The following is a 26,717-nucleotide window of genomic DNA, read 5'->3' as shown; positions in this document are numbered from 1 at the left end:
TCGGCGGCAAGTCTCCAAAAGATTTTGCCGCCGCCAAAACCGAAATCTCTCGATCAGCGAATTAGTGGACTTGCACAGCAATGACGGGCCCAAATGTCTCTTGACTTAGAGTGCGCTCGAACTCGTAGTTTCCGCGCGTCGTGATGAGAGACAGGCATGAAGATCGGCGAACTCGCGAAGCGTTCCGGGCTGACGGCCCATACGATCCGCTACTACGAGCGGATCGGACTGTTGCCTTACGCCGACCGGGACCGATCCAGCCAACGTGACTACGATGCCTCGATCCTGGTGTGGATCGAGTTTCTCGGTCGCCTGAAGACGACGGGTATGCCGATCAGGGACATGCTGCTTTACGCGGAGCTCCGGGATCGAGGCAGCGGCACCGAGGCTGAGCGGCGCGCGCTGCTGGAGCGACACCGCGAAAGCGTGCGCGCCCACGTCGACGAACTGAATGCCTGTCTTCTCGTCCTCGACACCAAGATCGGCGGTTATGCCGAAACGGAACAGAGGATGAAAGACTATGACGCAACACTTCCCGAACGCCGGCGAAAGCCGGTTGGAGCGCGGTCGTCGCGCACTCGCTGAGATCGACGGAGAGGCCGGCCATAAGGTCGTGGCGGCGCTCGGCGACATCGCCCCGGACTTCGCCACCTATGTCTTCGAATTTCCATTTGGCGACATCTACTCACGGCCCGGACTCGACCTCCGCTCGCGCGAGATCGCAACGATCGCAGCGCTCGCGGCCATGGGCAACGCCGCACCTCAGCTCAAGGTGCATATCGAGGCAGGTCTGAATGTCGGGCTCGGCCGAGAGGAGATTGTCGAGATCCTCATCCAGATGGCCGTCTATGCCGGCTTCCCGGCAGCCATCAACGGCCTGTTCGCAGCGAAGGAGGTGTTTGCGCGGAGAACTGAGCAAGGATCGGAAGCCAAGGCGTAAGCCTTCGGATCGCATCGCGCCTAGGACGACTTGTTGATCTTCTTGACCTTGGCATCGGTGGCCTCGATCGCCAGAGCGAGCTCCAGGATGGCCTTGGATAACAATTCGGCGGCCTCCTTCTGGTCCTGCGACTTGGCGGCGCGGAGTGCATAATTCCGGGCGGATGAGAGCGACATGGATTGATCTCCGTGTTTGTTCGCATACAGCGAAAGAGGTTCTTGCCAAGCAAAACCCCGCGGCTCGCACCGCGGGGTTTGCCTGATCGACTGACTGCTGCTTAGTGCGCCAGGATCGCGAGCAGCAGCAAGGCCACGATGTTGGTGATCTTGATCATCGGGTTTACCGCAGGTCCCGCCGTATCCTTATAGGGATCGCCGACGGTGTCGCCGGTCACGGCGGACTTGTGGGCATCACTGCCCTTGCCGCCGTAATGGCCGTCCTCGATGTACTTCTTGGCATTGTCCCAGGCGCCGCCGCCGGAGGTCATGGAGATCGCGACGAACAGGCCCGTCACGATCACGCCGAGCAACATCGCACCGACCGCCGAGAACGCCGCCGACTTGCCGGCCGGGCCACCGCCCGCGATCGCGTAGATCAGGAAGTAGACGACGATCGGCGACAGCACCGGCAGCAGCGACGGGATGATCATCTCCTTGATCGCCGCCTTGGTGAGCAGGTCCACGGCCTTACCATAGTCAGGCTTGTCGGTGCCCTGCATGATGCCCGGCTTCTCGCGGAATTGCCGGCGCACCTCCTCGACGATCGCGCTCGCCGCGCGTCCGACCGCAGTCATACCCATCGCGCCGAACAGGTACGGCAGCAAGCCACCGAACAACAGGCCGACAACCACGTAGGGATTGTTGAGCGAGAAGTCCGGCTTGACGCCTGCGAAATAGGCGTGGTGCGCGGAGTCCGCAATGAAGAACTTGAGGTCCTCATTGTAAGCCGCGAACAGTACCAATGCGCCGAGACCGGCCGAGCCGATCGCGTAGCCCTTGGTCACCGCCTTGGTGGTGTTGCCGACCGCGTCGAGTGCGTCGGTCGACTTGCGCACCTCCTTCGGCAGGCCCGCCATCTCGGCGATGCCGCCGGCGTTGTCGGTGACGGGGCCAAAGGCATCAAGCGCGACGACCATGCCGGCCAGCGCCAGCATGGTGGCGGTCGCGATCGCGATGCCGAACAGGCCGGCGAGGCTGTAGGTGACCAGGATGCCGGCGATGATGACGATCGCGGGCAGCGCGGTCGACTCCATCGAGATTGCAAGACCCTGGATCACGTTGGTGCCGTGGCCGGTCACCGACGCCGCCGCAATCGACTTCACCGGACGATAGTCGGTGCCGGTGTAGTATTCGGTGATCCAGATGATCAGCGCGGTGACGACGAGGCCGACGATGCCGCATTCGAACAGCGACATGCCGGTGTACTCGACGCCATCGAGCTTGCCGAAGCCGATCAGGGCGTAGATCACGCAGGCGATGCCGACCAACGACAGGACGCCGGTCGCGATCAGGCCCTTGTAGAGCGCGCCCATGATCGACTGGCTCGGCCCGAGCTTGACGAAGAACGTGCCGATGATCGAGGTGATGATGCAGATGCCGCCGATCGCGAGCGGCAGCGTCATCATGCTCATGAGGATCGGCGTCTTCGCAAAGAAGATCGCCGCCAGCACCATGGTGGCGACCGCGGTCACCGCATAGGTTTCGAACAGGTCGGCCGCCATGCCGGCGCAGTCGCCCACGTTATCGCCGACGTTGTCGGCGATGGTCGCGGGATTGCGCGGATCATCCTCGGGAATGCCGGCCTCGACCTTGCCGACGAGGTCGCCGCCGACGTCCGCACCCTTGGTGAAGATGCCGCCGCCGAGACGGGCGAAGATCGAGATCAGCGAGGCGCCGAAGCCGAGCGCCACCATGGCGTCGACGACGACACGGCTGTCGGGCGCGAGCTTCAGCGAATAGACCAGGAAGCCGAAATAGAGGGTCACGCCGAGCAGCGCGAGACCCGCCACCAGCATGCCGGTGATCGCACCCGCCTTGAAGGCGAGCTCGAGGCCGCCGGCAAGCGACGTCGTCGCCGCCTGGGCGGTGCGCACATTGGCGCGAACCGAGACGTTCATGCCGATGAAGCCGGCCGCCCCCGACAGGATGGCGCCGATGGCAAAACCGATCGCGACATAAAGCCCGAGGAAATAGACAAGCAGCACGAAAATGACGATGCCGACGATACCGATCGTGGTGTACTGGCGCCGGAGATACGCCTGTGCGCCTTCACGCACCGCTCCTGCGATCTCCTGCATCCGCGGCGACCCCGCATCTGCACTCAACACCGAAGACGTCGCCCAAATCGCGTAGACGACGGAAAGCACTCCGCAGAGCACTATCAACCATAATGCTGTCATGTGATTTTTGCCTCAGATCCTTGATGTACGTACCCCCGGCGCCTTTTGTTTTTCCGTCACGCGGTGCGGCGCCCTTATGTTGAACAGGGCCGCCCCTTGCCCGAAGGGGCGGCCCTGTTCGGTCACAAGCTTGCCAAAATCAAATTGAGGGTGCAACGCCGGATAAGGCCGAAAAGGCCGATCTCGGCAGGTATTTAGACCTAGTCCTGAGCGTCTGGCCGCTGGTTTGGAGCAATTCCTAGAAATGGCTGTAGGAGAGCCGCTTCAAGGCCAGTTCCTGGCCCTGCCCGTCCAGAAAGCGCGGCCGTTCGCCGCCCGCCACGATCGTGCCGATGGCCGTGACGGCAACGCCGACGGCTCGCCCTGCCGCGATCAGTGCGTCGCTTTGCGCCGGCGGCACCGTGCACAGCACCTCGTAGTCGTCGCCCCCGGCAAGCAGCGTCTCGACGCAAACGGCGTTGCGCGCGATCAGGCCAGCCGCAGCAGGTGACAGCGGGATGTTCGCCACGTCGATCGTGGCCGAGACGCCGGACGCCGCGCAGAGCTTTGTCAGATCGCCGGCGAGCCCGTCGGAGACGTCCATCGCGGCCGAGGCATGGTCGCGCACGGCCTCGGCCAGCGCGTTGCGTGGCTGCGGGATCCGATAGCGCGAGACCAGAGCCTTCCATGCAGCGGGATCGGACGCGAGCGCCGCGGCCACCGCGCCACCGGTGAGGACATCGAGGCCAAGTGCGGCATCGCCGATCGTGCCTGTCACCAAAATGCGGTCGCCTGGCCTTGCGCCTGTACGGCCGACCATATGCCCCTTCGGCACGCGGCCGAAGGCTGTGATCGAGATCATCTGCGGCCCCGGTGTCGAGACCGTGTCGCCGCCGAGCAGCGGGCACGCGAAGGTTTTGGCGTCCTCGCCGAGCGCATCCGCGAACGGGCCGAGCCAGGAATCTTCCTTGCTGCGCAGCGCCAGCGTCAGCACGAAGCCGGCCGGCCTCGCGCCCTTGGCGGCGAGGTCGGACAGGTTCACCCGCAGCGCCTTGCGCGCGATGGTGTCGGGCGGATCAGCGGCAAGATAATGCACACCCTCGACGATCGCGTCGGTGGTGACAACGATGTCGTCGCCGGATGAGGACAGCACCGCCGCATCGTCGACCAGCCCGAACGCGCCGGGATCAGTCGCCAGCGGCTTGAAATAGCGCGCGATGAGGGAGTCTTCGGCGGAGGGATTGTGCGGAATGGTCATCAATGTCGACCCTACACTCCACTGTCATCGCCCGGCTCGACCGGGCGATCCAGTACGCCGAGACGCCCGATATCAATAACCGCTGCCGCGGCGTACTGGATCACCCGCTCCAGTGCGCAAGTGCGCACAAGGCGGGTGATGACAGCGGAATGCGGAGCTACCCCCGCCCGAACTCGTCACCGCGAAACTGGCGGCCGATCTGGTCGAGCACGGCGTTGACCATGCCGGTCTCCTCGCGGTCGACGAAGGCGTTGGCGACATCGACATATTCGGAGACGACGACGCGGCCCGGCACGTCCTTGCGATGCTGGAGCTCATAGGCCCCGGCCCGCAGCACCGCGCGCAGGATCGCCTCGATCCGCTTCAAGGGCCAGCCTTTCGACAGCGCCTCGTCGATCAGGGGATCGAGCTTCTTCTGGTCGCGCACGACGCCGGAGACGACGTCCCGGAAGAACGCCGCTTCCGCCGGAAGATAAGTGTCGCCCTCGACCTCGTTGCCGAGCCAGTGGCTCTCGAACTCGGCGAAGATGTCGTTGATGCCCGCACCGGCGATATCCATCTGGTACAGCGCCTGCACGGCTGCGAGCCGCGCCGCACCACGCCGGTTCGCCTTCTTCTCAGCGCCGACCGGGGGCTTCTTGCTGTTGTCGGCCATCGCTCAGACCCGCGCCAGACGGCGCTTGATGCGCAGCATCGCGATCGCCGCGCGCGCGGCGTCGCCACCCTTGTTGAGCTCGCTGGCGCGCGCCCGTGCCCAGGCCTGCGCCTCGGTGTTGACTGTGAGGATGCCGTTGCCGAGCGGCAGCTTTCGCGCCACAGCGAGGTCCATCAGCGCACGCGAGGACTCTTGCGAGACGATTTCGAAATGGATGGTGTCGCCGCGGATCACGCAGCCGAGCGCGATCGCAGCATCATAGGGCTTGCCGTTGGCCGCGGCCGCATCGACCGCAATGGCCACCGCCGCCGGAATCTCCAGTGCGCCGGGAACCGTGATGACGTCATACGTCAGGCCGGCCACCTTCAGTTCGGCCACCGCGCCTTCGAGCATCGCGTCCTGGAGATCGTCATAGAACCGCGCCTCGACAATCAGCGCACGGGCGCCGGAAATGTCGGTCTGGTCCTTCAGCGGTGCGCGCCGCGCGTCTGCCATCATCTCAATCCGTTTAGTTAAGTCGCCTCTTGGGTCGGCGCGTTATGTAGTCGCCGCAGGCGCGTAAGCCAAGTTTTAAAGCATAATTCCGGCTGCGCCGGTCACTTCATTTCCGTCAGCCGCGCCGCATAGCGGGCCATCAAATCGACCTCGATATTGACCTCGGCCCCCGCCTTCCAGGCACCAATCGTCGTGACATCAAGCGTGTGCGGGATGATCAGCACCGAAAAGGTCACGTCCGCAACCGTATTAACCGTCAGCGAGACGCCGTCGAGCGTGATCGAGCCCTTGGTGGCGATGAACCGCGCCAGTTCGCGCGTGGTCGAGAGTTCGAACCGCGCCATATCAGGCAGGTCCTCGCGGCTGACAATGGTCGCGATCCCGTCGGCATGGCCGGCGACGATGTGGCCGCCGAGCTCGTCGCCGATCTTGAGCGCGCGCTCGAGGTTGAGCCGCGTGCCGACCTTCCAGTGCCTTGCCGTCGTCAGCGCCAGCGTCTCGGCGGCGGCGTCGACGTCGAACCAGGTTTTGCCGCTCGCCACGCCGGAAGCGACCACGGTGAGGCACACGCCGTTGCAGGCGATCGAGGCGCCGTCCGCGATGGTGGTCTGGTCATAGCTGCAGGCGATGCGCAGACGATGCAGTTGGCCCTGCGCCGTTGGCGTGAAGCCGACGATCTCGCCGATATCAGTGACAATGCCGGTGAACATGTTAGGCGCGCTCGTAGATGGTGAGAATATCGTGACCGAATGTCTCGCTAGCATGAACCTTGTAGGCCTGCGACTGCGTGATTTTCGACAGGGGCAATGCATCGAGCGCATCGACGCCGCCAGCGCCGACCTCTTCCACGCCGCGGAACAGCCAGATCTCGTCGACGAGGTCGGCCGCGACGAACGATGCCGCCACCCGGCTGCCGCCCTCGACCATCAGCCGCGAGATGCCCTTCCCGGCCAGCGCATGCAGCACGGCCGGAAGATCGAGCCCGGATGCACTGCCCGGCGGCATGCGCATGATTTGCGCACCGGCCGCGCCAAGCCGCGTGGCGGCCGCGGCCTCGGCGAGTTCAGAGCCCACCACCCAAAGCGGTATTTCGCGCGCGGAGCGCACGAGCTGGCTCGATGCCGGAATGCGCAGGCTCTGGTCCAGCACCACGCGCACCGGCGAGCGCGCCGCCATGCCCGGCAGGCGGCAATTGAGCTGCGGATCATCCGCCAGCACCGTGCCGATGCCGACCAGGATCGCGTCGCTCTGCGCGCGCAAGAGATGCACGCGATCGCGCACGGCTTCGCCGGTAATCGCAACCGGCCTGCCGCCGGCCGCACCGATCTTGCCGTCGGGCGAGACCGCGAGCTTCAGGATCACATGGGGGCGCTTGTCACGGATGCGGCGGAAATGCCCGGAATGGTCGAAGGCGGCCTCTGCCGCGCACAGACCCACATCCACCGTGATACCGGCGGCGCGCAACCGCGCATGGCCTTGGCCCGCGACTTCCGGATTGGGATCTTCGATCGCCGCAACGACCCGCTTGATGCCGGCGGCGATCACCGCATCAGCGCAAGGCGGCGACTTGCCGAAATGCGAACATGGCTCCAGCGTGACGTAGAGCGTGGCGCCGCGTGCTGCCTCCCCGGCCCGCCGCAGCGCCTCGGGCTCACCATGCGGGCGCCCACCTGGCTGCGTCCAGCCGCGGCCGACGATGACGCCGTCCTTGACGATCACGGCACCTACTGCCGGGTTGGGCCAGGTGCGCCCCTGCCCGCGCCGGCCGAGCGAGAGCGCCAGCTGCATGAAGCGGCGATCGGCGTCCTTGGTGTCGCGGATCTTCCGGGCGAACTGATCCTCCAGGATGCGGAAGATCATTTGCGGATCGCGGCGAGCCGCGCTTCCTCCTCACCGGAGAGCTCGCCGAGCACGTCGGCAAAATCCTTGGCCTCGCGGAAATTGCGGTAGACCGAGGCGAAGCGCACATAGGCGACGTCGTCGAGCGTGCGCAGATGCTCCATCACGGTCTCGCCGATCACCTCGGAGGAGATCTCGGCTTCGCCGCCGGTCTCGAGCTCGCGCACGATGGTCGAGACCATCTTCTCCACCCGCTCCGGCTCGACCTGCCGCTTGCGCAGGGAGATGGACACCGAGCGCATCAGCTTGTCGCGGTCAAACGGCACGCGGCGGCCGTTGCGCTTGATCACCGTGAGCTCGCGCAGCTGCACGCGCTCGAAGGTGGTGAAGCGGAAATTGCAGGCGACGCACACGCGCCGCCTGCGGATCACGGAAGAATCCTCGGTCGGACGCGAGTCCTTTACCTGCGTATCGAGACTGTTGCAGTTCGGGCAGCGCATCCGTTTACCTTGGCCTTACTGATAGATCGGGAACCGATCGGTGAGCGCCTTCACTCGTTCCTTGATCGCGGCCTCCACCAGCGGCGCCTTGCCCTCGTCGGACTGCGCGATCGCATTGAGGACCTCGGCGATCATGCCGCCAACCTGCTGGAATTCGGCCACGCCGAAGCCGCGGGTGGTCGCCGCGGGGGTGCCGAGCCGAATACCTGATGTGACGAACGGCGACTGGGGATCGAAGGGAATGCCGTTCTTGTTGCAGGTGATGGCGGCGCGAACCAGCGCCTTCTCCGAGACGTTGCCCTTCAGGCCCTTCGGCCGGAGATCGACGAGCATCAGATGGTTATCGGTACCACCCGAGACAATATCGAAGCCGTGGCTCTTCAGCGTCTCGGCCAGCGCCTTGGCGTTCTCGACGACGTTCTTCGCGTAGATCTTGAAGTCCGGACGCAGCGCCTCGCCGAAAGCGACCGCCTTCGCCGCGATCACATGCATCAGGGGGCCGCCCTGCAGGCCCGGGAAGATCGCCGAGTTGAACTTCTTGGTCAGCGTCTCGTCATTCCACAGCATCAGGCCGCCGCGCGGGCCGCGCAGCGACTTGTGCGTCGTGGTGGTGGTGATGTGGGCATGCGGCACCGGCGAAGCATGCACGCCGCCGGCCACGAGACCCGCGAAGTGCGCCATGTCGACCAGCAAATACGCGCCGACGCTGTCGGCGATCTCGCGGAAGCGCTTGAAGTCCCAAGCGCGCGAATAGGCCGAGCCGCCGGCGACGATCAGCTTCGGCTTGACCTCCTCGGCCTGCTTCTGGACCGCGTCCATGTCGATGATCTGGTCCTCGCGGCGCACGGTGTAATGCGCGGCCTTGAACCACTTGCCGCTCATGTTGACGGGCGAGCCGTGGGTGAGATGACCGCCGGCCGCAAGGTCGAGGCCCATGAAGGTGTCGCCGGGCTGGAGCAGCGCCAGAAACACCGCCTGGTTCATCTGGCTGCCGGAGTTCGGCTGCACGTTGGCGAAATTGGCGCCGAACAGCTTCTTGGCGCGATCGATCGCAAGGTTCTCGGCGACGTCGACCCACTCACAACCGCCGTAATAGCGCGCGCCCGGATAACCCTCTGCGTACTTGTTGGTCATGACCGAACCCTGCGCTTCCAGCACGGCCCGGCTGACGATGTTCTCGGAGGCGATCAGCTCGACCTCATGGCGCTGCCGGCCGAGCTCGCCCTTGATGGCGGCGGCGATTTCCGGGTCGGCCTGGTCGAGCGCGGCGGTGAAAAACGAATCGGGCGCGGAGGTGGTTTTGGCGAAGGTCATCTTGCGAATATCTCCACCGCCGCAGCCTTTTGGCGGGCTACGGGCGGGTCTGGTGTGGTGATCGGAAGCGGCGTGCGCGATCTACCACATCGCCCGCAACAGGCCAAGTAGTTGCGGGTCGGGCCTGATATTTATGCAAGATATGGTGGGGATTGGGGGATTTGGACGGGAGGACGGATCTCTGGGGATCGTCCTCACGCCTATGGCCCTGAAGGGTCCGCTCTGGACCTAAATCCTGACCGGCGCCAGCCGATGAGACGGCCAGCTCTCCCCTACAGCCCGGTATACCCCGCCTTCACCGGGTCCACGCTGCCGTCGAGCTGGCGCAGATAGGTGAGGCCGCAGACGGTCAACCTGTGGGTGTCCTTTTCGCCGGCTTCCATCAACGTCTTGAGATAGTTGGTCACCTTGGCCCGCGCCTCGGCGCTCGCCGCCGATGTGCGGTTTGCGAGCAGGTCATAGGTCTGCATGATGCGGTCAATGGCAGCGTCCATGGCACCCTCTGGTTCTCTGGAATTCTGGGAGTTTCGATCAGGCAACCGCGCGCGCCTCGAACTGCGTCTCGAACCAGGCGATCGCCTTGTTGGCGAGCCTGATCTTGTTGAGTTCACCGTGCTGGAACAGTTTTACGATGATCTCGAGCAGGCGTTCATTGGTGACGAGCGTGTCGGGGATGGCGCCGGAGCGGCGGAGGTAGTTCGCGGCGATGGCATAGGCATCGCTCACGAGTTCGACGTTCATTGCCTGCAACCCGCGCTCGACCAGCATCGCATTCTCCGATCCGGGGACACAACGCCGCAACCGGGAACTGGTTCCGCTCAACCCGCTGTTTTTTTCGCAACCGCGAAACGACAAAACGCACCGATCCGGGCAGAGCCGGGCCGGTGCGCTTGGGGAAGTCAGGCACGTTCGGGAGGCTTGCCGGTCTTGTTGCGGGCCGGCTTGGCCTCGATCCCTCGGAAAAACTCAGAGGCGATACAGGATCTGGTCGGTCCAGAACCGCTCGAGGCGGTGCAGCGACTTGTTCAGGGTCGAGAATTCCTCGCCCGAGATGCCACCGACCTGCTCGACCGTCTTGACGTGCTTCTGGTAGAGCGAGTCGACGATGCGGCGGACTTCCTGGCCCTGCGGGGTCAGACGGATGCGCACCGAGCGGCGATCAACGCGCGAGCGCTGATGATCGAGGAAGCCGAGCTCGACGAGCTTCTTCAGATTGTAGGAGACGTTGGAGCCGAGATAGTAACCGCGCGTGCGCAGTTCGCCCGCGGTCAGCTCCTTGTCGCCGATGTTGTAGAGCAGCAGCGCCTGCACCGAGTTGATGTCCGCGCGACCACGACGATCGAACTCGTCCTTGATCACGTCGAGGAGCCGGCGATGCAGCCGCTCCACCAGAGTCAAAGCTTCCAGATAGAGCGACTGCACCGAACCCTGCTGGCCGGAGACGCGCTCTGCGGTATCTGCCGCAGTTGCGACGGCTTTCATCATGACACTTCCCCTGTTGTCGTTTTTATCGACACTTATTCGACGAAACTTGTGCTCCGTCTGATAGGTCCAACTTAAGGGGGGCGTTTGAAGATCGGCTTAAATAAGAGAATAAAGAGATCATGAATTTAAGACAGTGAATTGCGGATTAAGCCTGTGCCACAAGGGCTTTTCGCAACGCTCTGTTGACCCTCGCAAGGTCCTGTTCACCCTCCGTCCGGCCCTGTTGTCGCATTCCAGAACAGCCCCGCCCCGTTTCGAAACGCGCGCGTAACAGCTGTGGCGGAACGGGCTGGTTAGCGAAAAGTTACGTCGAATTTTAAGCAACCAGCGGTCAACCAATCGCGTACAACTCCGCTCTCGTGTCCCGGACAAGCGAAGCGAAGATCCGGGACCCAGAAGCCCAAAAACGAGATGGTGGGGAGATGGGCCCCGGCTCTGCAGCGCATCACTGCGTGCTGCGCAGCGTCCGGGGCACGAGCGAGTGTGCACCGAACCGCCTGCACCCTATGGCGGCCGTTCGCGCGCGGCCATCCAGGCGAGCGCGAGATAAGCGGCGAGCATGAAGACCTCGACGCCGACCACGATCAGGCTGCCGCCGTAGATTCCCGGGAACATCAGCTCGATCACCGCCATCGACACCACGGTCGTGAGCCACACCACCGCGCCCCAGGGCGTCGCCAGCCACAGGCCAACCGCGGCGACGAGCTCGATCACGGCGAAGTAGATGGTCGAGGCCTGCCAGGCCATCGACTGGTTCTCGAACGCCTCGTCCTCGCCGCCGACGAAGCCGGTGACCTGCGCCCAGTGATAGAGGCCCTTCAGGATCGAGAGCAGTGCCATCACCCGCAGGAACAGCACCAGCCGGCGCGTCCAGACATTGTCGTCGGATTCCGGGCGCTCCGACGAGATCGCCGCCACCGACATGGCGTTGTCTCTGGCATTATCTCGGGCGGCGTCCCTGGCATTGGCGCTGTCGCGGGCCGCATCGCGGGTGGAGATCTCGGACATGGCCCCCTTCTGGCTGGTTCGCCCCGCAAAATCAATCGGCTGCCCAGTTCACTTCAATTCTGCCTTGCGGCAGGTCAAGCTGCGGTGACGGGAACCATGCGAGCTGGTATAAGAATAATTCCAGCCGGAGGAAGAGTGATGGCGATCAAATACGGACGTCCGATCGAACTGCGCGAGGTCTCGCGCCGGGATGGTGCTGGCGCCTCCCCTGCCCTCGATCTGACAATCCGTCCGCGCCGCAACCGCAAGGCCGAATGGGCCCGGCGCATGATGCGCGAGAACGTCCTCACCACGGACGATCTGATCTGGCCGTTATTCCTGATTGACGGCAACAACAAGCGTGAGGCGATCGCCTCGATGCCCGGCGTCGAGCGCCTGAGCGTCGACCAGGCCGTGCGTGAGGCCGAGCGCGCGATGAAGCTCACCATCCCCTGCCTCGCGCTGTTTCCCTACACCGACCCGTCCCTGCGCGACGAGGAAGGCTCGGAAGCCACCAACCCGAACAACCTGGTCTGCCAGGCGGTGCGTGCGATCAAGAAGGAGTTTCCCGAGATCGGCATTCTCTGCGACGTCGCGCTCGATCCCTTCACCAGCCACGGCCATGACGGCCTGATCTCCGACGGCAAGATTTTGAACGACGAGACGGTCGCCGTGCTGGTGCGTCAGGCGCTGGTACAGGCGGAAGCCGGCTGCGACATCATCGCGCCCTCCGACATGATGGACGGCCGCGTCGCCGCGATCCGCGAGGGGCTGGACCGCACCGGCCTGCTCGACGTGCAGATCATGGCCTATGCGGCCAAATACGCCTCCGCCTTCTACGGCCCGTTCCGCGACGCCATCGGCTCGGCCAAGACGCTCACCGGCGACAAGCGCACCTATCAGATGGACAGCGCCAACACCGACGAAGCACTGCGCGAGGTCGAGCTCGACATCGCCGAGGGCGCCGACATGGTGATGGTGAAGCCCGGCATGCCTTATCTCGACGTGGTCCGCCGCGTGAAGGACACCTTTGCGATGCCGACCTTCGCCTACCAGGTCTCCGGCGAATACGCGATGATCGCAGCGGCCGCCAACAATGGCTGGCTCGACGGCGAGCGCGCGATGATGGAGAGCCTGCTCGCCTTCAAGCGCGCCGGTGCCGACGGCGTGCTTAGCTATTTTGCGCCGAAGGTCGCGGAGAAGCTGCGCACCCAGGGATAAGGCCGCAGGGTGGGCAAAGCGCAAGCATGCCCACCATTCCATCCACCGTGCGCCACAGCGGGCGCTTGGGGCCTTCCGCCGCCCCCGAATCGCCGGAATATTTCGGCTTGGTAACGTCCCTGCGCCCTTGGCACGGGGATGACTTATTCCCATGTCCTGCCACGGGAGTTTTCCCTGTTTCCCCCTTGGGAGGACGGACGATGTCGTATGACTCGGGTAGTTCGGGCGCCTGGCGCAGCGACGGCGCGGCTCACGCCTACGATCCCTATTTGCACCCGGAACTGTTTCGCGGCGTGGCGACGCGGCGGGCGTTTGCCTTCCTGATCGACATGGTCGTGATCTCCGTTCCCGTCATCCTCGGCTACATCTTCATCGCGCTGTTCGGCGTCGTCACCCTCGGTATCGGCTGGGCGCTGTTCTGGCTGGCCTGGCCCGCCTCGGTGATCTGGGCCATCGTCTATTACGGCGCCTGCATCGGCGGTCCCTCGTCCGCGACGATCGGCATGCGCCTGATGGATCTGGAGCTGCGCACCTGGTACGGCGCTTCAGGCTATTTCGTGCTCGGCGCCACCCATGCCGTGCTGTTCTGGGTGACGGTGTCGTTCCTGACGCCCTTCGTGGTGCTGGTCGGCCTATTCAACGGGCGCCGGCGCCTGCTGCACGATTTCGTGCTGGGAACGGTCGTGATCAACAATTCCGTCCGCGCGCCCGTCCCGCAGGCGGCCAGAACTTACTGATCAACGACCTACTAACCGGGATCCACTAGACTGGTTGCTGATCTGACCTGCCGAGCAGGACAATTGACCGGGGGCTTCCGTAGCGCGATGCTTATATTCAGTTCGGAGGCCCACGACGTCCCTTGACCCAGCACTCGCGCGATACCCCACAGTTTTACCTCACGGCGCCCTCCCCCTGCCCCTATTTGCCGGGCCGGCATGAGCGCAAGGTGTTCACGCACCTCGTGGGCGATCGCGCGGGCGACCTCAACGACCTCCTGACCCATGGCGGGTTCCGTCGCAGCCAGTCGATCGCCTACCGGCCGGCCTGCGACCAGTGCCGCGCCTGCGTCTCGGTCCGCGTCGTCGCCAACGAGTTCCGTGCCTCCCGCAACTTCCGGAAAGTCATCGCGCGCAACGCCGACATCATCGGCGAGCAGCGCAGCGCCGTGCCGACCTCCGAGCAATATTCGGTGTTCCGCGCCTATCTCGACTCCCGCCACCGCCACGGCGGCATGGCCGACATGACCGTGCTCGACTACGCCATGATGGTCGAGGACAGCCATGTCGAGACCCGCATCATCGAGTACCGCAAGCGCGGCCCCGACAGCGGCATCACCGGCCGCGGCGAGGAGCTGATCGCGGTCGCTCTCACTGATGTGCTCAGCGACGGCCTGTCGATGGTCTACTCCTTCTTCGAGCCGGGCCAGGTCAGCCGCTCGATGGGCACCTTCATGATCCTCGACCACATCGCGCGCGCGCGCCGTCAGGGCCTGCCTTACGTCTATCTCGGCTACTGGATCGAAGGCTCCAAGAAGATGGACTACAAGGCCCGCTTCCTGCCGCAGCAGCGCCTCGCACCCTCAGGCTGGCTGCGCATCGACGCGCAAGGTGACGCGGCGTCCGAGCCGCAGGATTAAGAAGCAGTGGTTCGTGCGGCGAGCAGGAGCCTGTGCTTGCCGTCCGCAATTTCTGTCCTGTTAGCACTCGCGCAGATCATCCCTTCGAGCATCGACGCTCATGCCTGCGACGCCGGCGGCAAAGAGTATTTTGGTCGCTGCATCGGGGTGACGCCTCTGTCCCCGAAGCTTCGGACGTTCCTCAAGGACTACGGCCAGCCAATCGGCAAGATCGGCGAGGTCGCTGATCTCTTCGCACCAGACGTTCCCTTGTTCGACAAGCCCGAGCCTGGCCGCAAGATCATTCACACGTGGCGGCGCCCGAACGCCGACGTCGAATCCGAAGCCCGGATCGAGGGCGTTCTTCCCGATTTTTATGTCGTGACGGTGAGCGTGTACGAAGGCCCGACATCGTGCGGGATCGAGGAGTTCAAGCAGAAGGGACCGAAGGCGAGGTTGCGGGGCTACGTGCCGAAACACAGCCCGCAAGGATTGCCGTCGCTCTGGAGGTTCAAGCACATGAGCGGGCTGTGCTAGTGGCCACGGAAACCCTATGGGCCAACGCTTGGCGCAGACCCTGCAGGGTTGCCGATATCGATCTTGACATCCTGCGCGCTAGATATACATATTTTCTTGTGTATATCCAACGGAGGTGACATGCAAGTCGCCAAATGGGGAAATAGCCTTGCAGTCCGCCTTCCCGCCACGGTCGTCGAGGCGCTTCAGCTGAAGGAAGGCGATGAGATCGAAATTCACGTTGCTGGAGAGCGGGAGTTCGGTGTGGCACGCAAGCCGGACCGTGCAGAGCTGCTAAAGCGTCTTCGTTCCCTTCGGGGTAGCCTTCCTGCCGACTTCAAGTTCGACAGAGAGGAAGCGAATGCCCGCTAGCTTCTTCGACACCAACGTCCTCGTCTATCTCGTATCAGGCGATGCGACGAAAGCTGATCGCGCCGAGCAAGCTCTTTCGCGCGGGGGCGTGATCAGCGTGCAGGTGCTCAACGAACTTGCCAACGTAGCCCGCCGGAAAACGCAATTGTCGTGGCGGGAGACACACACTTTCCTGGACGCGTTACGCGGGCTGCTCACGATTCATCCCGTCACGCTGGATATTCATGATACCGGCCTGAGCCTCGCCGAACGTTATGGAATGGCGACCTACGACGCGATGATCGCAGCCTCGGCGCTTCACGCGGGATGCCAGACATTGCTGTCCGAAGACTTCCAACATGGGATGGTATTGAAGGAAGGCCTTCGCATCACCAATCCCTTTGTGTGAAATCACCGCAGGGCCGGACGGTCCCCTAGCCCTCACCCGAACAGCGTATCCGCCAGCAGCTTCACATTCAGAACCACGATCACGCCCGCGACGATCCATGCGATCGCGGCGACGTACGGCGGTATCGCGAACTGGCCCATCTTGCGGCGATCCGAGACGAAGCGGACCAGCGGGATCACCGCGAAGGGCAACTGCATCGACAGCACGACCTGGCTGAACACCAGCAGATCCGCCGTGCCGCGCTCGCCGTAAATTGCGGTGACGACGATCACGGGAATGATGGCGATGCCGCGCGTCAAGAGGCGGCGTGCCCAGCTCGGCAGACGCAGGTCGAGAAAACCTTCCATCACGATCTGACCCGCGAGCGTCGCCGTCACCGTCGAGTTGAGGCCCGAGGCGAGCAGCGCCACCGCGAACAGCGTCGAGGCGATGCCGAGGCCTAGCAGAGGCGAGAGCAGCTCGAAGGCCTGGCCGATCTCGGCGACATCGGAATGGCCGCTCTTGTGGAAGGTCGCGGCGGCGACCACGAGGATCGCGGCGTTGATGAACAGCGCCAGCATCAAGGCAATGGTCGAATCCGTCGTCGCCCATTTGATCGCCTCGCGGCGCCCGGTGTCGTTGCGCTCATAGGCGCGCGTCTGCACGATCGACGAATGCAGGTAGAGATTATGCGGCATCACGGTCGCACCGATGATGCCGATCGCGATGTAGAGCATCTCGGGGTTGGTGAAGATCTCGGTCTTCGGCACAAATCCCCTCAGCATCTCGGCAACCGGCGGCGCTGCCGCGGCAAGCTGGACCGTGAAACAGATTGCGATCACGACGAGCAGCGCGATGACGAAGGCTTCGAGGAAACGGAAGCCACGATTCATCAGGATGAGCAGCAAAAAGGCGTCCAGCGCAGCGATCAGCGCGCCGCCGATCAGGGGAATGCCGAACAGCAGCTTGAGCGCGATCGCCGTGCCGATGACTTCGGCAAGGTCGCAGGCGATGATCGCCGCTTCGCAGGCGAGCCAGAGCATGAAGTTCACGGCGGGCGAATAGGTCGCGCGACAGGCCTGCGCGAGATCGCGGTCGGTGACGATGCCGAGCCGCGCCGCCAGCGACTGGAGCAGGATCGCCATCAAATTCGAGAGCAGGATGACGGATAGCAGCGTGTAGCCGAACTTCGAGCCGCCAGCGAGGTCGGTCGCCCAATTGCCGGGGTCCATGTAGCCGACCGAGACCAGGTAGCCTGGACCGACGAAGGCGAGCAGCCGCCGCCACCACACCCCTGCGATGGGGATGGCAACGGAGGCATTCACCTCGGCCAGGCTTTTGGTGGTCGGCGCATCGGTGCGCCAGCCGGCGGCGTCTCGGGTCAGTTCTTGGGTCAGATCGGGCGATCGGGCATCCATGCTGGCACAATACCGAAGTCGAAGCTTATTGCAACTCATTTGCAACTGCATCTAGCCGCATGGGTTCCCGCCGCGGCCCTGTTTTGCTCCACCCTGTCGGGAAGCGGGTGGGTTTGGCCGTCCCCGGAGGCAGATACTGGCGCCAATCCGACTTTGCAGGAAATGAGCCATGTCAACGACGCCCCGCCTCCCCGACACCTTCAGCCGCCTCGCCTGGTCCAATCTCGCCGCACAATCGGCCGAGCAGATCGCGCTGGCTGCCGCCCCCATTGTCGCCGTGCTGACACTCGGCGTCGCCGAAGGCCAGACCGGCGTGCTCCAGACCGCGCTGACCCTGCCCTTCGTGCTGTTCGCCATTCCGGCCGGCCTGCTCGCCGACCGCATCTCCCGCCGCGCGCTGATGGCGGGAGCCGAGGCGCTCCGGGCCGCTGCCCTCACGACCATCGTGATCCTGCTCGCATGCGGCGCGCTCAATCTGCCGCTGCTGGCGCTGCTCGGCTTCGCTGCGGTGTGCGGCACTGTCGTCTACAGCGTGGCTGCACCCGCGCTGGTGCCCTCGCTGGTGAGTTCGGACCTGTTGCCAGCCGCCAATGCCCGGATCGAGCTTGCGCGCACCATCGCCTTTGCCAGCGGGCCTGCGCTCGGCGGCGCGCTGGTCGGCTGGTGGGGTGCAAGCCCGGCCTTCGGCTTCGCCGCGGCGCTCTCGGCCATCGCCGTGGTGCTGCTTTCCGGCATCTACGAGCCCGCGCGTGCGCCCTCACCACGCCGCCATCCATTCCAGGACATCCGCGAGGGCGCGGCCTTCGTGTTCCACCATCCGCTGCTGCGGCCGGTGTTCATCACCCAGTTCATCTTCAACACCGGCTGGTTCCTCCAGATCGCGGTGTTCGTGCCCTACGCCGTGCGCCATCTCGGCCTGACCGCCGCCGGAATCGGCACGGTGCTGACCATGTACGGCGTCGGCATGGTGATCGGAGCGTTGTTCGCCACCCGCGTGATGAAGCGGATCGCCTTCGGCACGGTCGTCGGCCTCGGCCCGGTCACCGGCTTCGTCGCCTCATTGGTGATGGCGCTGACGGTGCTGGTGCCCTCGCCCTGGCTTGCGGCCCTGAGCTTCTTCCTGCTCGGTGTCGGACCGATCCTGTGGGTGATCTCGACCACGACCTTGCGCCAGTCGGTGACGCCACCGCGTCTGTTGGGGCGCGTCTCCGCCATCAACATCATGAGCTATGGCGCCCGCCCGCTCGGTTCGGCGTTGGGGGCAATCGTCGGCGGGTTGTACAGCGCGGAGGCGTGCCTGTATCTGGCAGCGGCGGTGTTCGGCGCGCAGGCATTGGTGATCCTGCAGTCCCCCGCGGCGGCGCTCGACCGGCAGCCGGACATGGTGGGCGATGAGGTGGCGGTGCGGTGCTAACCAAAGCGTCATTGCGAGGAGCTCTTGCGACGAAGCAATCCAGACTGCCTCAACAGAAAGACTCTGGATTGCTTCCGCCTTCGCTAAAGCTTCGGCGGACAAGTCGCTGCGCTCGCAATGACGGAGTATGTTGAGATAGCCGGGCTAGTTCGCCAGATACCGCTCGTAGCTTCCCGTCACCGGCTCGCTCGCGTCGACCTCGGGATCGAGCGTGTAGAGATCCTGCGCGTGGCCGATGCCGCGCAGCGCGTAGCGGCCGGTCGAGACGAGGTAGCGGCGGCCGGCGGCGTCGAGTCCCCGGTAGAACTCGGACGAGGCCAGCAGCTCGCGGTCAACCGACCGGCTCATCGAGGCGATGCGGCTGACCTCGTTCACGGTCGGGCCCACCACCGTGAAATCGAGCCGGTCCTCGCTGCCGATATTGCCGTAGAAGACCTCACCGACATGCAGGCCTATATAGGCGGACGTGGTGGGACGGCCGTCGGCTGCCCGGCGCGCATTCAGCGCAGCGACGTTCTGGCGAGACAGATGCTCGGCACGGAGCGCTGCACGGCGCGCATGCGCCATGTCCTCACCGGTGAACATCGCCAGCACGCCGTCGCCGATCAGCTTGAGCACGTCGCCACCGGCATCATGGATCGCGTCGATCACGGCCTGGGCATAGTCGTTGAGGAACGGGATGATCTCGTCGGGGCCGATGCTCTCGCTGATCCCGGTCGAGCCGCGCAGATCCGAATACCAGAGCACGGCGTTGATGCGCTCGGTGACGCCGCGCGAGATGCGCCCGCCCAGCACCTGTTCGGAGGCGCCGCGACCGAGATAGACGCGGCCCAGCGTGCGGGCGATGTCGACCTGCTGGGCCGACTTGATCGCAAGCCCCAGCACCGGCACGAGATCGCGCAGCGCCACGAGCTCCGGCTCGGAGAAACCGCTGTCGCGGCGCGTGGTCCAGCAGGAATAGAGGCAATCCATCAGGCCGAGCGCGCCGTTCTCGCCGAAGCGATGCACGAAGGCGAGATAGTGCTTGTGGCCCTTTTCGGCGAGCTCGCCGAGCTGCGAGAAATCCATCGATGGCGCATCCGCAAGATCGATCACCATCTCGTCGTGGCCGTGCTCGAGCATGTGGAAGAACACGGAGCGGCGCCAGTGCTGGGCGGCGTCTCCCTCGGCGGTCGAGCCGTATTCGAACGCGTCGCTCTCGTTGCTCGCCCGGTCGCTCCAGCGGAAGCCGCGGCCTTCATAGATCGGATGCAGCGTGTCGATGACGACCAGCCCGCGCGAGAGTTCCAACCCCTCGGCGCGGCAGCGCTCGCAGAAGCCGCGGAGCAGTTCATTTTCGGGCAGGCCGGTGAGCCCCTGGCCGGTCAGCCAGTTCATCAGCGCGAGGCGCGAGGTCAATTGCATACGCCATTATGGCGTGCATTCGTGACGAACGAAAGGCCGCGCGCAGACCGCATGCAGCCAAGGCTCCCGCCCGTAGCAGGTCGAATATGCCGCAGGCGCTGTTGACGCGCCCGCGCCGCAGGCTGCAAATGATCGCCGATGACAGAGCCGACCAGAAACACCGGCATATGAGCCAGCGCCAGCTCCCGATCGTCCTGGCGCTCGGCACCACGCAGACCCTGGCCTGGGCTTCCAGCTATTATCTGCCGGCGCTGCTTGCCGATCCCATGGCGCACGACCTCGGCATCTCCTCCAACTGGATCTTTGGCGCGTTCTCGGCCTCGCTGGTGATCTCGGCCATGCTGGGCCCGCGGATCGGGCGGCAGATCGATCTCGTCGGCGGCCGGCAGGTGCTGTCCGCCTCCAACCTGATCATCGCCGCCGGCCTCGTGCTGCTCGGCTTCTCGCAATCCACGGCGGTGATGGCGATCGCCTGGCTCGTGCTCGGCATTGGCATGGCGATGGGGCTCTATGACGCCGCCTTCGCCGCGCTCGGCCGCATCTACGGCGCCGAGGCGCGCAGCCCCATCACCGGCATCACGCTGATGGCGGGCTTTGCCTCCACCGTCGGCTGGCCGCTCACCGCCTGGGGGCTCGCCCATATCGGCTGGCGCGAGACCTGCTTTGCCTGGGCCGCCGCCAACATCCTGATCGGCCTGCCCCTCAACTTCTTCATGCTGCCGGCGATCAAGGGCGCCAAGCAGGCGGCGGCGACGGCCGAGAAGCCGCATCTGCCGCTCGACCGCAGCATGATCCTGCTCGCCTTCGTCTTCGCCGCGGTCTGGACCGTCACCGGCGCGATGGCCGTGCATTTCCCGCGCATTCTGGAGGCAACGGGCGCGACGCATGTCGAGGCGATCGCGGCCGGCGCGTTGATCGGTCCGGCGCAAGTGGTCGCGCGTATTCTCGAAGCGAGCGTTCTGAGCCGCTTTCATCCGCTGTGGTCGACGCGGCTCGCCTGCCTGACCCATCCGATCGGCGCTGCCGTCGTCGCCATCTTCGGCGGCGCCGCGGCGAGCGCATTTGCGCTGCTCCACGGTTCGGGCAACGGCATCCTGACGATTGCCCGCGGGACGCTGCCGCTGTCGATCTTCGGCCCGAAGGATTTCGGCTACCGCCTCGGCATCATCGGCGCGCCGGCGCGGATGGCGCAGGCGGTGGCGCCACTGGCCTTCGGCCTGCTGATCGACGTCATGGGCGCCAAGGTGCTGATGGTCTCGTCCGCGCTCAGCCTCTCGGCGCTGGCCGCGTTGTTTCTCGTCCGCGCGGAGCGGCGGCCGGATTGACCGCCCGGCTGCTTTCGCGCACAAGCGGGCCATGACCGAAGACAACAGCCCGCCCCGCACATTCAAAGGCCTTTTGCGCTGGGCGATCACGCCGCCGCAGGCCTGGGGCGTCTATCTCCTCGCCATCATCCTGGTGTGGCTGCTCTCGTTCTATGCCGGCACGCTGAAGCCGAAGAAGACGCCGGAGGCGAGCCCGCCCGCGATCACGGCGCCGCGCTAAAGGTCATCGCGCTTTAGGCGGCCCGGACGTCCTCGACAAAGCTGCCCACTTCGCTTGTCAGCTGCACGGCCTGTCGCGACAGGCCGTCTGCCGCGCTCAGCACCTCGGTCGCCGCGACGCCCGTTTCCGTTGCCGCCTTGCTCACACCACCGATGGTCGCCGTCACGTCCCTCACCGATTGCGATGTCTGCTGAACGTTGCGGGCGATTTCCGCCGTCGCCACGCCTTGTGCCTCGACTGCCGTCGCGATCGCATTCGAGATCGAGCTGACCTCCTCGATGGTGCCGGTAATTCCACGGATCGCGTCGACAGCTTCCTTGGTGGCAGCCTGAATTTGCGCGATCTGGGCCCCGATCTCCGCCGTCGCCGTTCCCGTCTGGGTCGCCAGCATCTTCACTTCGGAGGCGACCACCGCAAAGCCTCTTCCAGCGTCGCCAGCCCGCGCCGCCTCGATCGTCGCATTCAAGGCCAGCAGGTTTGTTTGCGCGGCGATGGCCTGGATCAAGGTGACCACTGCGCCGATCTTCTCGGCCCCCTCAGCCAACGTCTGCACGATCTTGTCGGTCCGCTGCGCATCGGCCACCGCCCGGCCGGTGATCGTCGACGATTGCGCGACCTGGCGACTGATCTCGCTGATGGATGCCGTCAGTTCCTCGGCCGCGGAGGCAACCGTGCTTGCGCCCACGCTTGCTTCCTCGGCCGCCGCCGCGACGGTTGTCGCCTGCCCCTTGGTCTGCGTCGCGGTCGAGGACATGGATCGCGCTGTCGTCTCGAGTTCGGTCGCCCCCGACGCCAGCAGCGCCACCATGGCTCCCGCCTTGGCCTCGAAGTCGCGAACCAGGCCTTCGAGACGCGCCGCGCGCTTCTCTTTCACGACCCGCTCGGCGGCCTGTTCTCCAGCCAGTCGATTGGTGGTGGCCATGGCCTCCTTGAAGACCTGCACCGCAAGAGCCATGCCGCCGATCTCATCCTTGCGGGCGGCAAATGGCACTTCGGCCTCCTCGTTGCGGGCAAGCCGGGTCATCACCTCCGAAAGCTTCGAGATGGGCGTGAGCAAGTGGCGCACGAGCAGCACTGACGATGCTGCGGATAGTCCCAGAACGACCAGAATGGCCGCACCGGCGAACAAGATGCCGCCCAGCCCGCTGGCTTCGTCCTGTTCGGCTACGGTCTGCGCGTCGCGCAAGGCGGCATCACGGATTCCCAGCAACGAGGCGTTCGCGCTGGTGGCGGACTTGCGCCAGTCATCGACCGACACCGCGTAAGGCGTGCCGTCGAATGCGGCCTTGGTCAGCCCGTCGCGCAGCGGCTTGTCCGAACCGAAATAGCGATCCCTGGCCGCAGCGACGCTGGCCCGCGTGTTCTTGGGCGCGTGAACGTCATCGCCGCGATCGAGGATTTCAGCCCAGAGCCGCGTCATCTGGCCGTTCGCAGCGCTCAATTCGTCGCGCTCCGCCAATGTTGCCGGACGGCCTGACGTCACGAGCCCCGAAATCAGCAGCGAGACCTGGCCGGCGGTCTGCCGGATCACCCAGCCCTTCTGCGCGACATCGAGCAAATTTCCCGCCGTGGTGCTCAGCCGCATCGTCGCCTTGATGCCGGTCTCCAGCAGCTCATTCAGGCTCGCCATCGCCTCGGCGTAGTCTCGCATGGCCTTGGCAGCGATGCCGCCGGGACGTTCGGTCAGCGGCTTCTGCCAGTGTGAGGCGGCCTCCTCGCGCGCGGCGGCGATCCTGGCCGCGGCCGCCTTGACCCGCTGCGTCAGATCCGCGTCGCCGCTGGCGAGCGTCTGCAATTTCTCCAGTGCCTCGTCGCTGGTTCGGCGATTGGCGGCGAACTCCTTGAGCACCGCATCATCCGCCGCGGACTTCCCGAGCAGCGCCCGATTGACCGGACCACGCTCGATGGTCAGGCTGCCGACAGCATCGAAGCCGGCAGCCAGACGGGTCTCCAGGGCGTGTGCCGCGATGGCATTCTGGTAAGCGCTCCAGCGCTCGCTCAGTTGCAGGCCTGACGTCAGAACGACGACGCCCGACATCAGTGCCGCAATCGCAATTCCCGACCGCTTGATCGACATGCCCCGCTCCTCATTCGTATTTCTGCCCGTGACGTGAGGCCGGCCCCCGCCAGTCCTCACGCCCACACGCGGTCTATTTCAGTTCGAACTCGACCAGCTCGACGGTCGACGTCCCCGCGTTTCGCATCGTCCGCACCGGCCCCGTAGTCTGCCAGGCGAAGTCGCCATACTTCAGGTTGAGCTTGTGGTCCGGCTTGCCCTCAATGCCCTCGACCAGCATGCCCCCCTGTACCACGATCCGCACGCCGGGCGCCGCCTGCTGCATCGCCGGCGCGGCCTCGCCCGGCTGCAGGATCAACCGCCAGGCCTGGACCCGGTGATTGTCCATCACCGGGACGTAGGGCGCGGGGCGAGCAAGCGGCGTGAAGCGCCCGGGCTCCGAATCGAAGATCTCGAACCCCATGATCCGGAAGTCGCTGGAGCCGACATTGGCAACCTGATGCACCCCCGGCTTCTTCGTGTAGTTGGTGAACAGCACTTCGCCGACCTTGCGCGGCGTGATGGAGGGCTTGCCGCCAAGCGGCGTCCCCTCCGCATCCGAGACAGCCATATACACCTGGGCAAAATCCCGGGTGTGGCTGTGATAGGCCGCGATCTGTCCAGGCGGGATCGTGACATTCATGAACTGAAGATATTCGTTCTTGAATGTCTGATCGTGAAAGCTCGCGAACTCGATCGGGACGATATCTGGATCGCCTGCGGCGCTCACGCGCTGCGGCAGCACAGTCGCTCCAAGCACCGCGCAACAACCGCACAAGAACTGACGCCGCCCCATCGAATTACGCATATCCTTGCCGTCCTGTTGAATTATGCACGCCTGCATGCATATCGGCCGACTCTTTAAAGCCCGCTTAAGTGAAGGCCTGATCGGGATTTCAGAAATGCATGCCCGTCGCCCCAAACGGCATGCCTGATGCACCGCCGATGATCGTTTTGACGAAACTATAGGCAACGCGATGACAGTGCGCCACTTCCACTTGCATTCAGCTGCACGAGGTACTCGGCGAGAGCGGATCATTGGTAGAGTTCGCCGAAATTTTTAGTCCGTCGCGCTACGCGGGGTTGATCAATTCGGCTTCGCCTCGCCGGTCGCAATCCAGATTCCGGCGAAGACAGCGATCAACCCGATCAGAAGATTCGGCGTGATCGGCTCGCCGATCAGCAGCGCCGCCAGCAAGGTGGCGGCGATGGGATTGACGGTCATGGTATTGGCGACGCGGGTCGGCGTCGCCCGCGCCAGCGCCATGACCCAGAGGATGAAGGCGAGCGCGCCGCCGCCGGCGCCGAGATAGATGCCGGCAATCCATTGCGCCGTCGTGAAGTGTTCGAGCGCGGCAAAACTGCCCTTCACGAGACCCGCCAGCACCAGCACGACGGCGCCTGCGCCCATACCGACCGTGAGAAAGCCGAGCGCGCTGGAACGCTGCATCAGCGGGCGCGACAGTACGTTGTAGAACGCCATGCAGAACACCGCGCCGGCCATGATCAGTTCGCCGCGCCAGGCCCCCGGCGGGCTCTGCGCCAGGCCCGCGGCGAGCGCCGCCGTCACGCCGAGCACGGCGATGCCGACGCCGATGATCTTGCGGGCCGTCAGCCGCTCCACGCCAAGGATTGCGCCGACCACCATCGTGTGGAGCGGCAATGTCGCCAGCGCGAGACTGGCGCGCGCGGCGGTCGTGTAGGACACCGCGATGTTGTAGAGGATGAAGAACAGGCCGAAGAAGCAGATGCCGAGCAGCGCCACGGCCGGCCAGTCGGCGCGCTGCGGCCAGCGCACGCCGAGCAGCAGCGCACACGGCAACAGGCAGAGAAAGCCGATCCCCCAGCGCAGGATCGCGAGCAGGACCGGATCGGCGCCGACGACGAGATAGCGGGTGATCGCCGCGGCGGTGCCGCCGAGGCTGCTCGAGACCAGCGCGATCGCAACCCCGAGCCACTCCCCCACGCTTCGTCTCCCGTCCCGGAGCCCACGGATGCGGCTAACACAGCCCTGCTGCCACCAGTGTGGCAACAGGGCCGCTTGACGAGGGCTAGTCGTAGAACTCCGGCGACATCTTCTGGCTGTCGCGCTGGGCCTTGTCGTGGTTGATCCAGAGCTGCGCCTTCTCCTTGGCGAGCGTGTCGGCGATCTTCTGCATCGAGGCCGCGCTCAACTCCTTGTTGGCATTCATGCTGGGCACGCGGCGGTTGTCCCAATTGTCCTTGAAGTGCACGGCATCGCCGGACAGCACCACCGCACCCGTCTTCGGCAGCTTCACCAGCAGCGACTGGTGACCCGGCGTGTGGCCGGGTGTCGACAGGATGGTCACGCTGCCGTCGCCGAACACGTCCTTGTCGCCGGACAGCAATTCGACTGGATGTGACGGCTTGAAGCGCGGCTCGTTGTTGGCGCCGGGCCAGTCATACTCGGCCTTCTGCACGTAGAGCGTGGCCTGCGGGAACAGCTCGACATTTCCGGAGTGGTCGGGATGGGTGTGCGAGACGGCCATCGCCTTGACGTCCTCGGGCTTGACGCCGAGCTGCTCAAGCTGGGCCTGGAGCGTCTTTGGCCGCCGCCAGGTCACGGCCTTGGGATCGGCCGGCGGCAGGCCATTGGGCATCGCAGCGACGGAATCGGCGATGCCGGTGTCCCACAGGAACCAGCCCTTGGCGTGTTTGACGAGGTAGCAGCTGTCGACGAAGTCCATCGTCTTGCCTTCGTTCAGGCCGGGCGTCCAGCGCGAGATGTCACCTGCGATGCCCTCCCCGCAATTGAGCACGTAGAGCTTTTCGACGCCGGTTTTTTCCGACTGCGCCATCGCCACATGAGCAGACAGAGCGAGCGCGGCGGCCGCGAGAGCGAGCTTGATTCTGGGCATCATCCTTGGTCCCTCCTTGGCAGCGATTGGGGCAGCTGCGACCGAGGATCAACCCCGGCC

At 65.0% G+C, this 26,717-nt stretch carries 30 protein-coding genes; 11 read left to right on the top strand and 19 right to left on the bottom strand.

Annotated features, from left to right (window positions below):
- Positions 1-156 precede the first annotated feature (156 nt).
- Positions 157-585 carry a MerR family transcriptional regulator gene (locus AC1RR3_RS23320; RefSeq protein ID WP_492825442.1) on the top strand — a complete coding sequence of 143 codons (429 nt, stop codon included), beginning with the start codon at positions 157-159 and terminating at the stop codon, positions 583-585.
- Positions 521-940, top strand: coding sequence for a carboxymuconolactone decarboxylase family protein (locus AC1RR3_RS23315; RefSeq protein WP_492825441.1), 420 nt, complete (start codon positions 521-523; stop codon positions 938-940). The genes AC1RR3_RS23320 and AC1RR3_RS23315 overlap by 65 nt, the downstream gene beginning before the upstream one ends.
- Before the next feature lie 20 nt (positions 941-960).
- Here the strand turns inward: AC1RR3_RS23315 and AC1RR3_RS23310 are convergent, their stop codons facing one another.
- The 13 genes from AC1RR3_RS23310 to AC1RR3_RS23250 all read right to left on the bottom strand — a co-directional run bounded on the left by AC1RR3_RS23310 (position 961) and on the right by AC1RR3_RS23250 (position 11,871).
- The gene (locus AC1RR3_RS23310) at positions 961-1,116 is read right to left on the bottom strand and encodes a hypothetical protein (protein WP_008129438.1); all 156 of its coding nucleotides are present in this window, start codon (positions 1,114-1,116) and stop codon (positions 961-963) included.
- A gap of 101 nt (positions 1,117-1,217) precedes the next feature.
- Complete coding sequence (locus AC1RR3_RS23305) at positions 1,218-3,338, bottom strand: sodium-translocating pyrophosphatase (protein ID WP_492825440.1); 2,121 nt, start codon at positions 3,336-3,338, stop codon at positions 1,218-1,220.
- 238 nt (positions 3,339-3,576) lie between these two features.
- Positions 3,577-4,575: a thiamine-phosphate kinase gene (gene thiL / locus AC1RR3_RS23300; RefSeq protein ID WP_492825439.1), complete on the bottom strand. Its 999-nt coding sequence runs from the start codon at positions 4,573-4,575 to the stop codon at positions 3,577-3,579.
- A 157-nt stretch (positions 4,576-4,732) separates the two neighbouring features.
- Entirely contained in the window at positions 4,733-5,230 is a 498-nt protein-coding gene (gene nusB, locus AC1RR3_RS23295) for a transcription antitermination factor NusB (protein WP_492825438.1), read from the bottom strand.
- Positions 5,231-5,233: 3 nt separating this feature from the next.
- Complete coding sequence (ribH, locus tag AC1RR3_RS23290; protein WP_492825437.1) at positions 5,234-5,725, bottom strand: 6,7-dimethyl-8-ribityllumazine synthase; 492 nt, start codon at positions 5,723-5,725, stop codon at positions 5,234-5,236.
- A gap of 101 nt (positions 5,726-5,826) precedes the next feature.
- Complete coding sequence (locus AC1RR3_RS23285) at positions 5,827-6,435, bottom strand: riboflavin synthase (RefSeq protein ID WP_492825436.1); 609 nt, start codon at positions 6,433-6,435, stop codon at positions 5,827-5,829.
- Position 6,436: 1 nt separating this feature from the next.
- Positions 6,437-7,585 carry a bifunctional diaminohydroxyphosphoribosylaminopyrimidine deaminase/5-amino-6-(5-phosphoribosylamino)uracil reductase RibD gene (gene ribD / locus AC1RR3_RS23280; RefSeq protein WP_492825435.1) on the bottom strand — a complete coding sequence of 383 codons (1,149 nt, stop codon included), beginning with the start codon at positions 7,583-7,585 and terminating at the stop codon, positions 6,437-6,439.
- Positions 7,582-8,064 carry a transcriptional regulator NrdR gene (gene nrdR, locus AC1RR3_RS23275; RefSeq protein WP_007603426.1) on the bottom strand — a complete coding sequence of 161 codons (483 nt, stop codon included), beginning with the start codon at positions 8,062-8,064 and terminating at the stop codon, positions 7,582-7,584. Before nrdR ends, ribD begins: the two co-directional genes overlap by 4 nt.
- 15 nt (positions 8,065-8,079) lie before the next feature.
- Positions 8,080-9,378, bottom strand: a complete 1,299-nt coding sequence (glyA, locus tag AC1RR3_RS23270) for a serine hydroxymethyltransferase (protein ID WP_492825434.1) — start codon at positions 9,376-9,378, stop codon at positions 8,080-8,082.
- A 272-nt stretch (positions 9,379-9,650) separates the two neighbouring features.
- Positions 9,651-9,872 carry a hypothetical protein gene (locus AC1RR3_RS23265; protein WP_492825433.1) on the bottom strand — a complete coding sequence of 74 codons (222 nt, stop codon included), beginning with the start codon at positions 9,870-9,872 and terminating at the stop codon, positions 9,651-9,653.
- Between the two features lie 37 nt (positions 9,873-9,909).
- Entirely contained in the window at positions 9,910-10,146 is a 237-nt protein-coding gene (locus tag AC1RR3_RS23260; RefSeq protein WP_492825432.1) for a hypothetical protein, read from the bottom strand.
- Positions 10,147-10,344: 198 nt separating this feature from the next.
- A complete protein-coding gene (gene ldtR, locus AC1RR3_RS23255) occupies positions 10,345-10,863 on the bottom strand; it encodes a transcriptional regulator LdtR (protein WP_011087797.1) in 519 nt (172 codons plus the stop codon).
- Positions 10,864-11,367: 504 nt separating this feature from the next.
- Entirely contained in the window at positions 11,368-11,871 is a 504-nt protein-coding gene (locus AC1RR3_RS23250) for a DUF6163 family protein (RefSeq protein WP_492825431.1), read from the bottom strand.
- Positions 11,872-12,009: 138 nt separating this feature from the next.
- On the opposite strand from AC1RR3_RS23250, the gene hemB reads away from it, so the two are divergent.
- From hemB to AC1RR3_RS23220, 6 genes are all read left to right on the top strand, one after another.
- Positions 12,010-13,071, top strand: coding sequence for a porphobilinogen synthase (hemB, locus tag AC1RR3_RS23245; RefSeq protein ID WP_492825430.1), 1,062 nt, complete (start codon positions 12,010-12,012; stop codon positions 13,069-13,071).
- A gap of 200 nt (positions 13,072-13,271) precedes the next feature.
- Positions 13,272-13,808, top strand: a complete 537-nt coding sequence (locus AC1RR3_RS23240) for an RDD family protein (RefSeq protein ID WP_492825429.1) — start codon at positions 13,272-13,274, stop codon at positions 13,806-13,808.
- Positions 13,809-13,930: 122 nt separating this feature from the next.
- Complete coding sequence (locus AC1RR3_RS23235) at positions 13,931-14,707, top strand: arginyltransferase (RefSeq protein WP_492825428.1); 777 nt, start codon at positions 13,931-13,933, stop codon at positions 14,705-14,707.
- A gap of 6 nt (positions 14,708-14,713) precedes the next feature.
- A complete protein-coding gene (locus AC1RR3_RS23230) occupies positions 14,714-15,223 on the top strand; it encodes a hypothetical protein (RefSeq protein ID WP_492825427.1) in 510 nt (169 codons plus the stop codon).
- 120 nt (positions 15,224-15,343) lie between these two features.
- Entirely contained in the window at positions 15,344-15,574 is a 231-nt protein-coding gene (locus AC1RR3_RS23225; RefSeq protein ID WP_492825426.1) for an AbrB/MazE/SpoVT family DNA-binding domain-containing protein, read from the top strand.
- The gene (locus AC1RR3_RS23220; protein ID WP_492825425.1) at positions 15,564-15,962 is read left to right on the top strand and encodes a PIN domain-containing protein; all 399 of its coding nucleotides are present in this window, start codon (positions 15,564-15,566) and stop codon (positions 15,960-15,962) included. Before AC1RR3_RS23225 ends, AC1RR3_RS23220 begins: the two co-directional genes overlap by 11 nt.
- A 32-nt stretch (positions 15,963-15,994) precedes the next feature.
- Here AC1RR3_RS23220 and AC1RR3_RS23215 read toward each other — a convergent pair whose 3' ends face one another.
- A complete protein-coding gene (locus AC1RR3_RS23215; RefSeq protein WP_492825424.1) occupies positions 15,995-17,359 on the bottom strand; it encodes an Nramp family divalent metal transporter in 1,365 nt (454 codons plus the stop codon).
- A gap of 169 nt (positions 17,360-17,528) precedes the next feature.
- Between AC1RR3_RS23215 and AC1RR3_RS23210 the strand changes: the two genes are divergently transcribed.
- Entirely contained in the window at positions 17,529-18,773 is a 1,245-nt protein-coding gene (locus AC1RR3_RS23210) for an MFS transporter (protein WP_492825423.1), read from the top strand.
- A 144-nt stretch (positions 18,774-18,917) separates the two neighbouring features.
- On the opposite strand, the gene AC1RR3_RS23205 is transcribed toward AC1RR3_RS23210, so the two are convergent.
- Positions 18,918-20,177: an adenylate/guanylate cyclase domain-containing protein gene (locus tag AC1RR3_RS23205; protein WP_492825422.1), complete on the bottom strand. Its 1,260-nt coding sequence runs from the start codon at positions 20,175-20,177 to the stop codon at positions 18,918-18,920.
- Between the two features lie 167 nt (positions 20,178-20,344).
- Here AC1RR3_RS23205 and AC1RR3_RS23200 point away from each other — a divergent pair, with 167 nt between their 5' ends.
- A complete protein-coding gene (locus AC1RR3_RS23200; protein WP_492825448.1) occupies positions 20,345-21,502 on the top strand; it encodes an MFS transporter in 1,158 nt (385 codons plus the stop codon).
- Positions 21,503-21,533: 31 nt separating this feature from the next.
- Positions 21,534-21,722 (top strand): hypothetical protein, encoded by a 189-nt coding sequence (locus tag AC1RR3_RS23195; protein ID WP_492825421.1) that lies wholly within the window; start codon positions 21,534-21,536, stop codon positions 21,720-21,722.
- 13 nt (positions 21,723-21,735) lie between these two features.
- On the opposite strand, the gene AC1RR3_RS23190 is transcribed toward AC1RR3_RS23195, so the two are convergent.
- The 4 genes from AC1RR3_RS23190 to AC1RR3_RS23175 all read right to left on the bottom strand — a co-directional run bounded on the left by AC1RR3_RS23190 (position 21,736) and on the right by AC1RR3_RS23175 (position 26,660).
- Complete coding sequence (locus AC1RR3_RS23190) at positions 21,736-23,799, bottom strand: methyl-accepting chemotaxis protein (protein WP_492825420.1); 2,064 nt, start codon at positions 23,797-23,799, stop codon at positions 21,736-21,738.
- Positions 23,800-23,872: 73 nt separating this feature from the next.
- Positions 23,873-24,523 (bottom strand): hypothetical protein, encoded by a 651-nt coding sequence (locus tag AC1RR3_RS23185; RefSeq protein WP_492825419.1) that lies wholly within the window; start codon positions 24,521-24,523, stop codon positions 23,873-23,875.
- A gap of 342 nt (positions 24,524-24,865) precedes the next feature.
- Positions 24,866-25,744 carry a DMT family transporter gene (locus AC1RR3_RS23180; RefSeq protein WP_492825418.1) on the bottom strand — a complete coding sequence of 293 codons (879 nt, stop codon included), beginning with the start codon at positions 25,742-25,744 and terminating at the stop codon, positions 24,866-24,868.
- Between the two features lie 85 nt (positions 25,745-25,829).
- Positions 25,830-26,660, bottom strand: a complete 831-nt coding sequence (locus AC1RR3_RS23175; RefSeq protein WP_492825417.1) for an N-acyl homoserine lactonase family protein — start codon at positions 26,658-26,660, stop codon at positions 25,830-25,832.
- Positions 26,661-26,717: the final 57 nt, after the last annotated feature.

Source organism: Bradyrhizobium sp. GW821-FHT13H05 (assembly GCF_058804065.1).
This window is presented reverse-complemented; position numbering and strand designations above follow the sequence as displayed.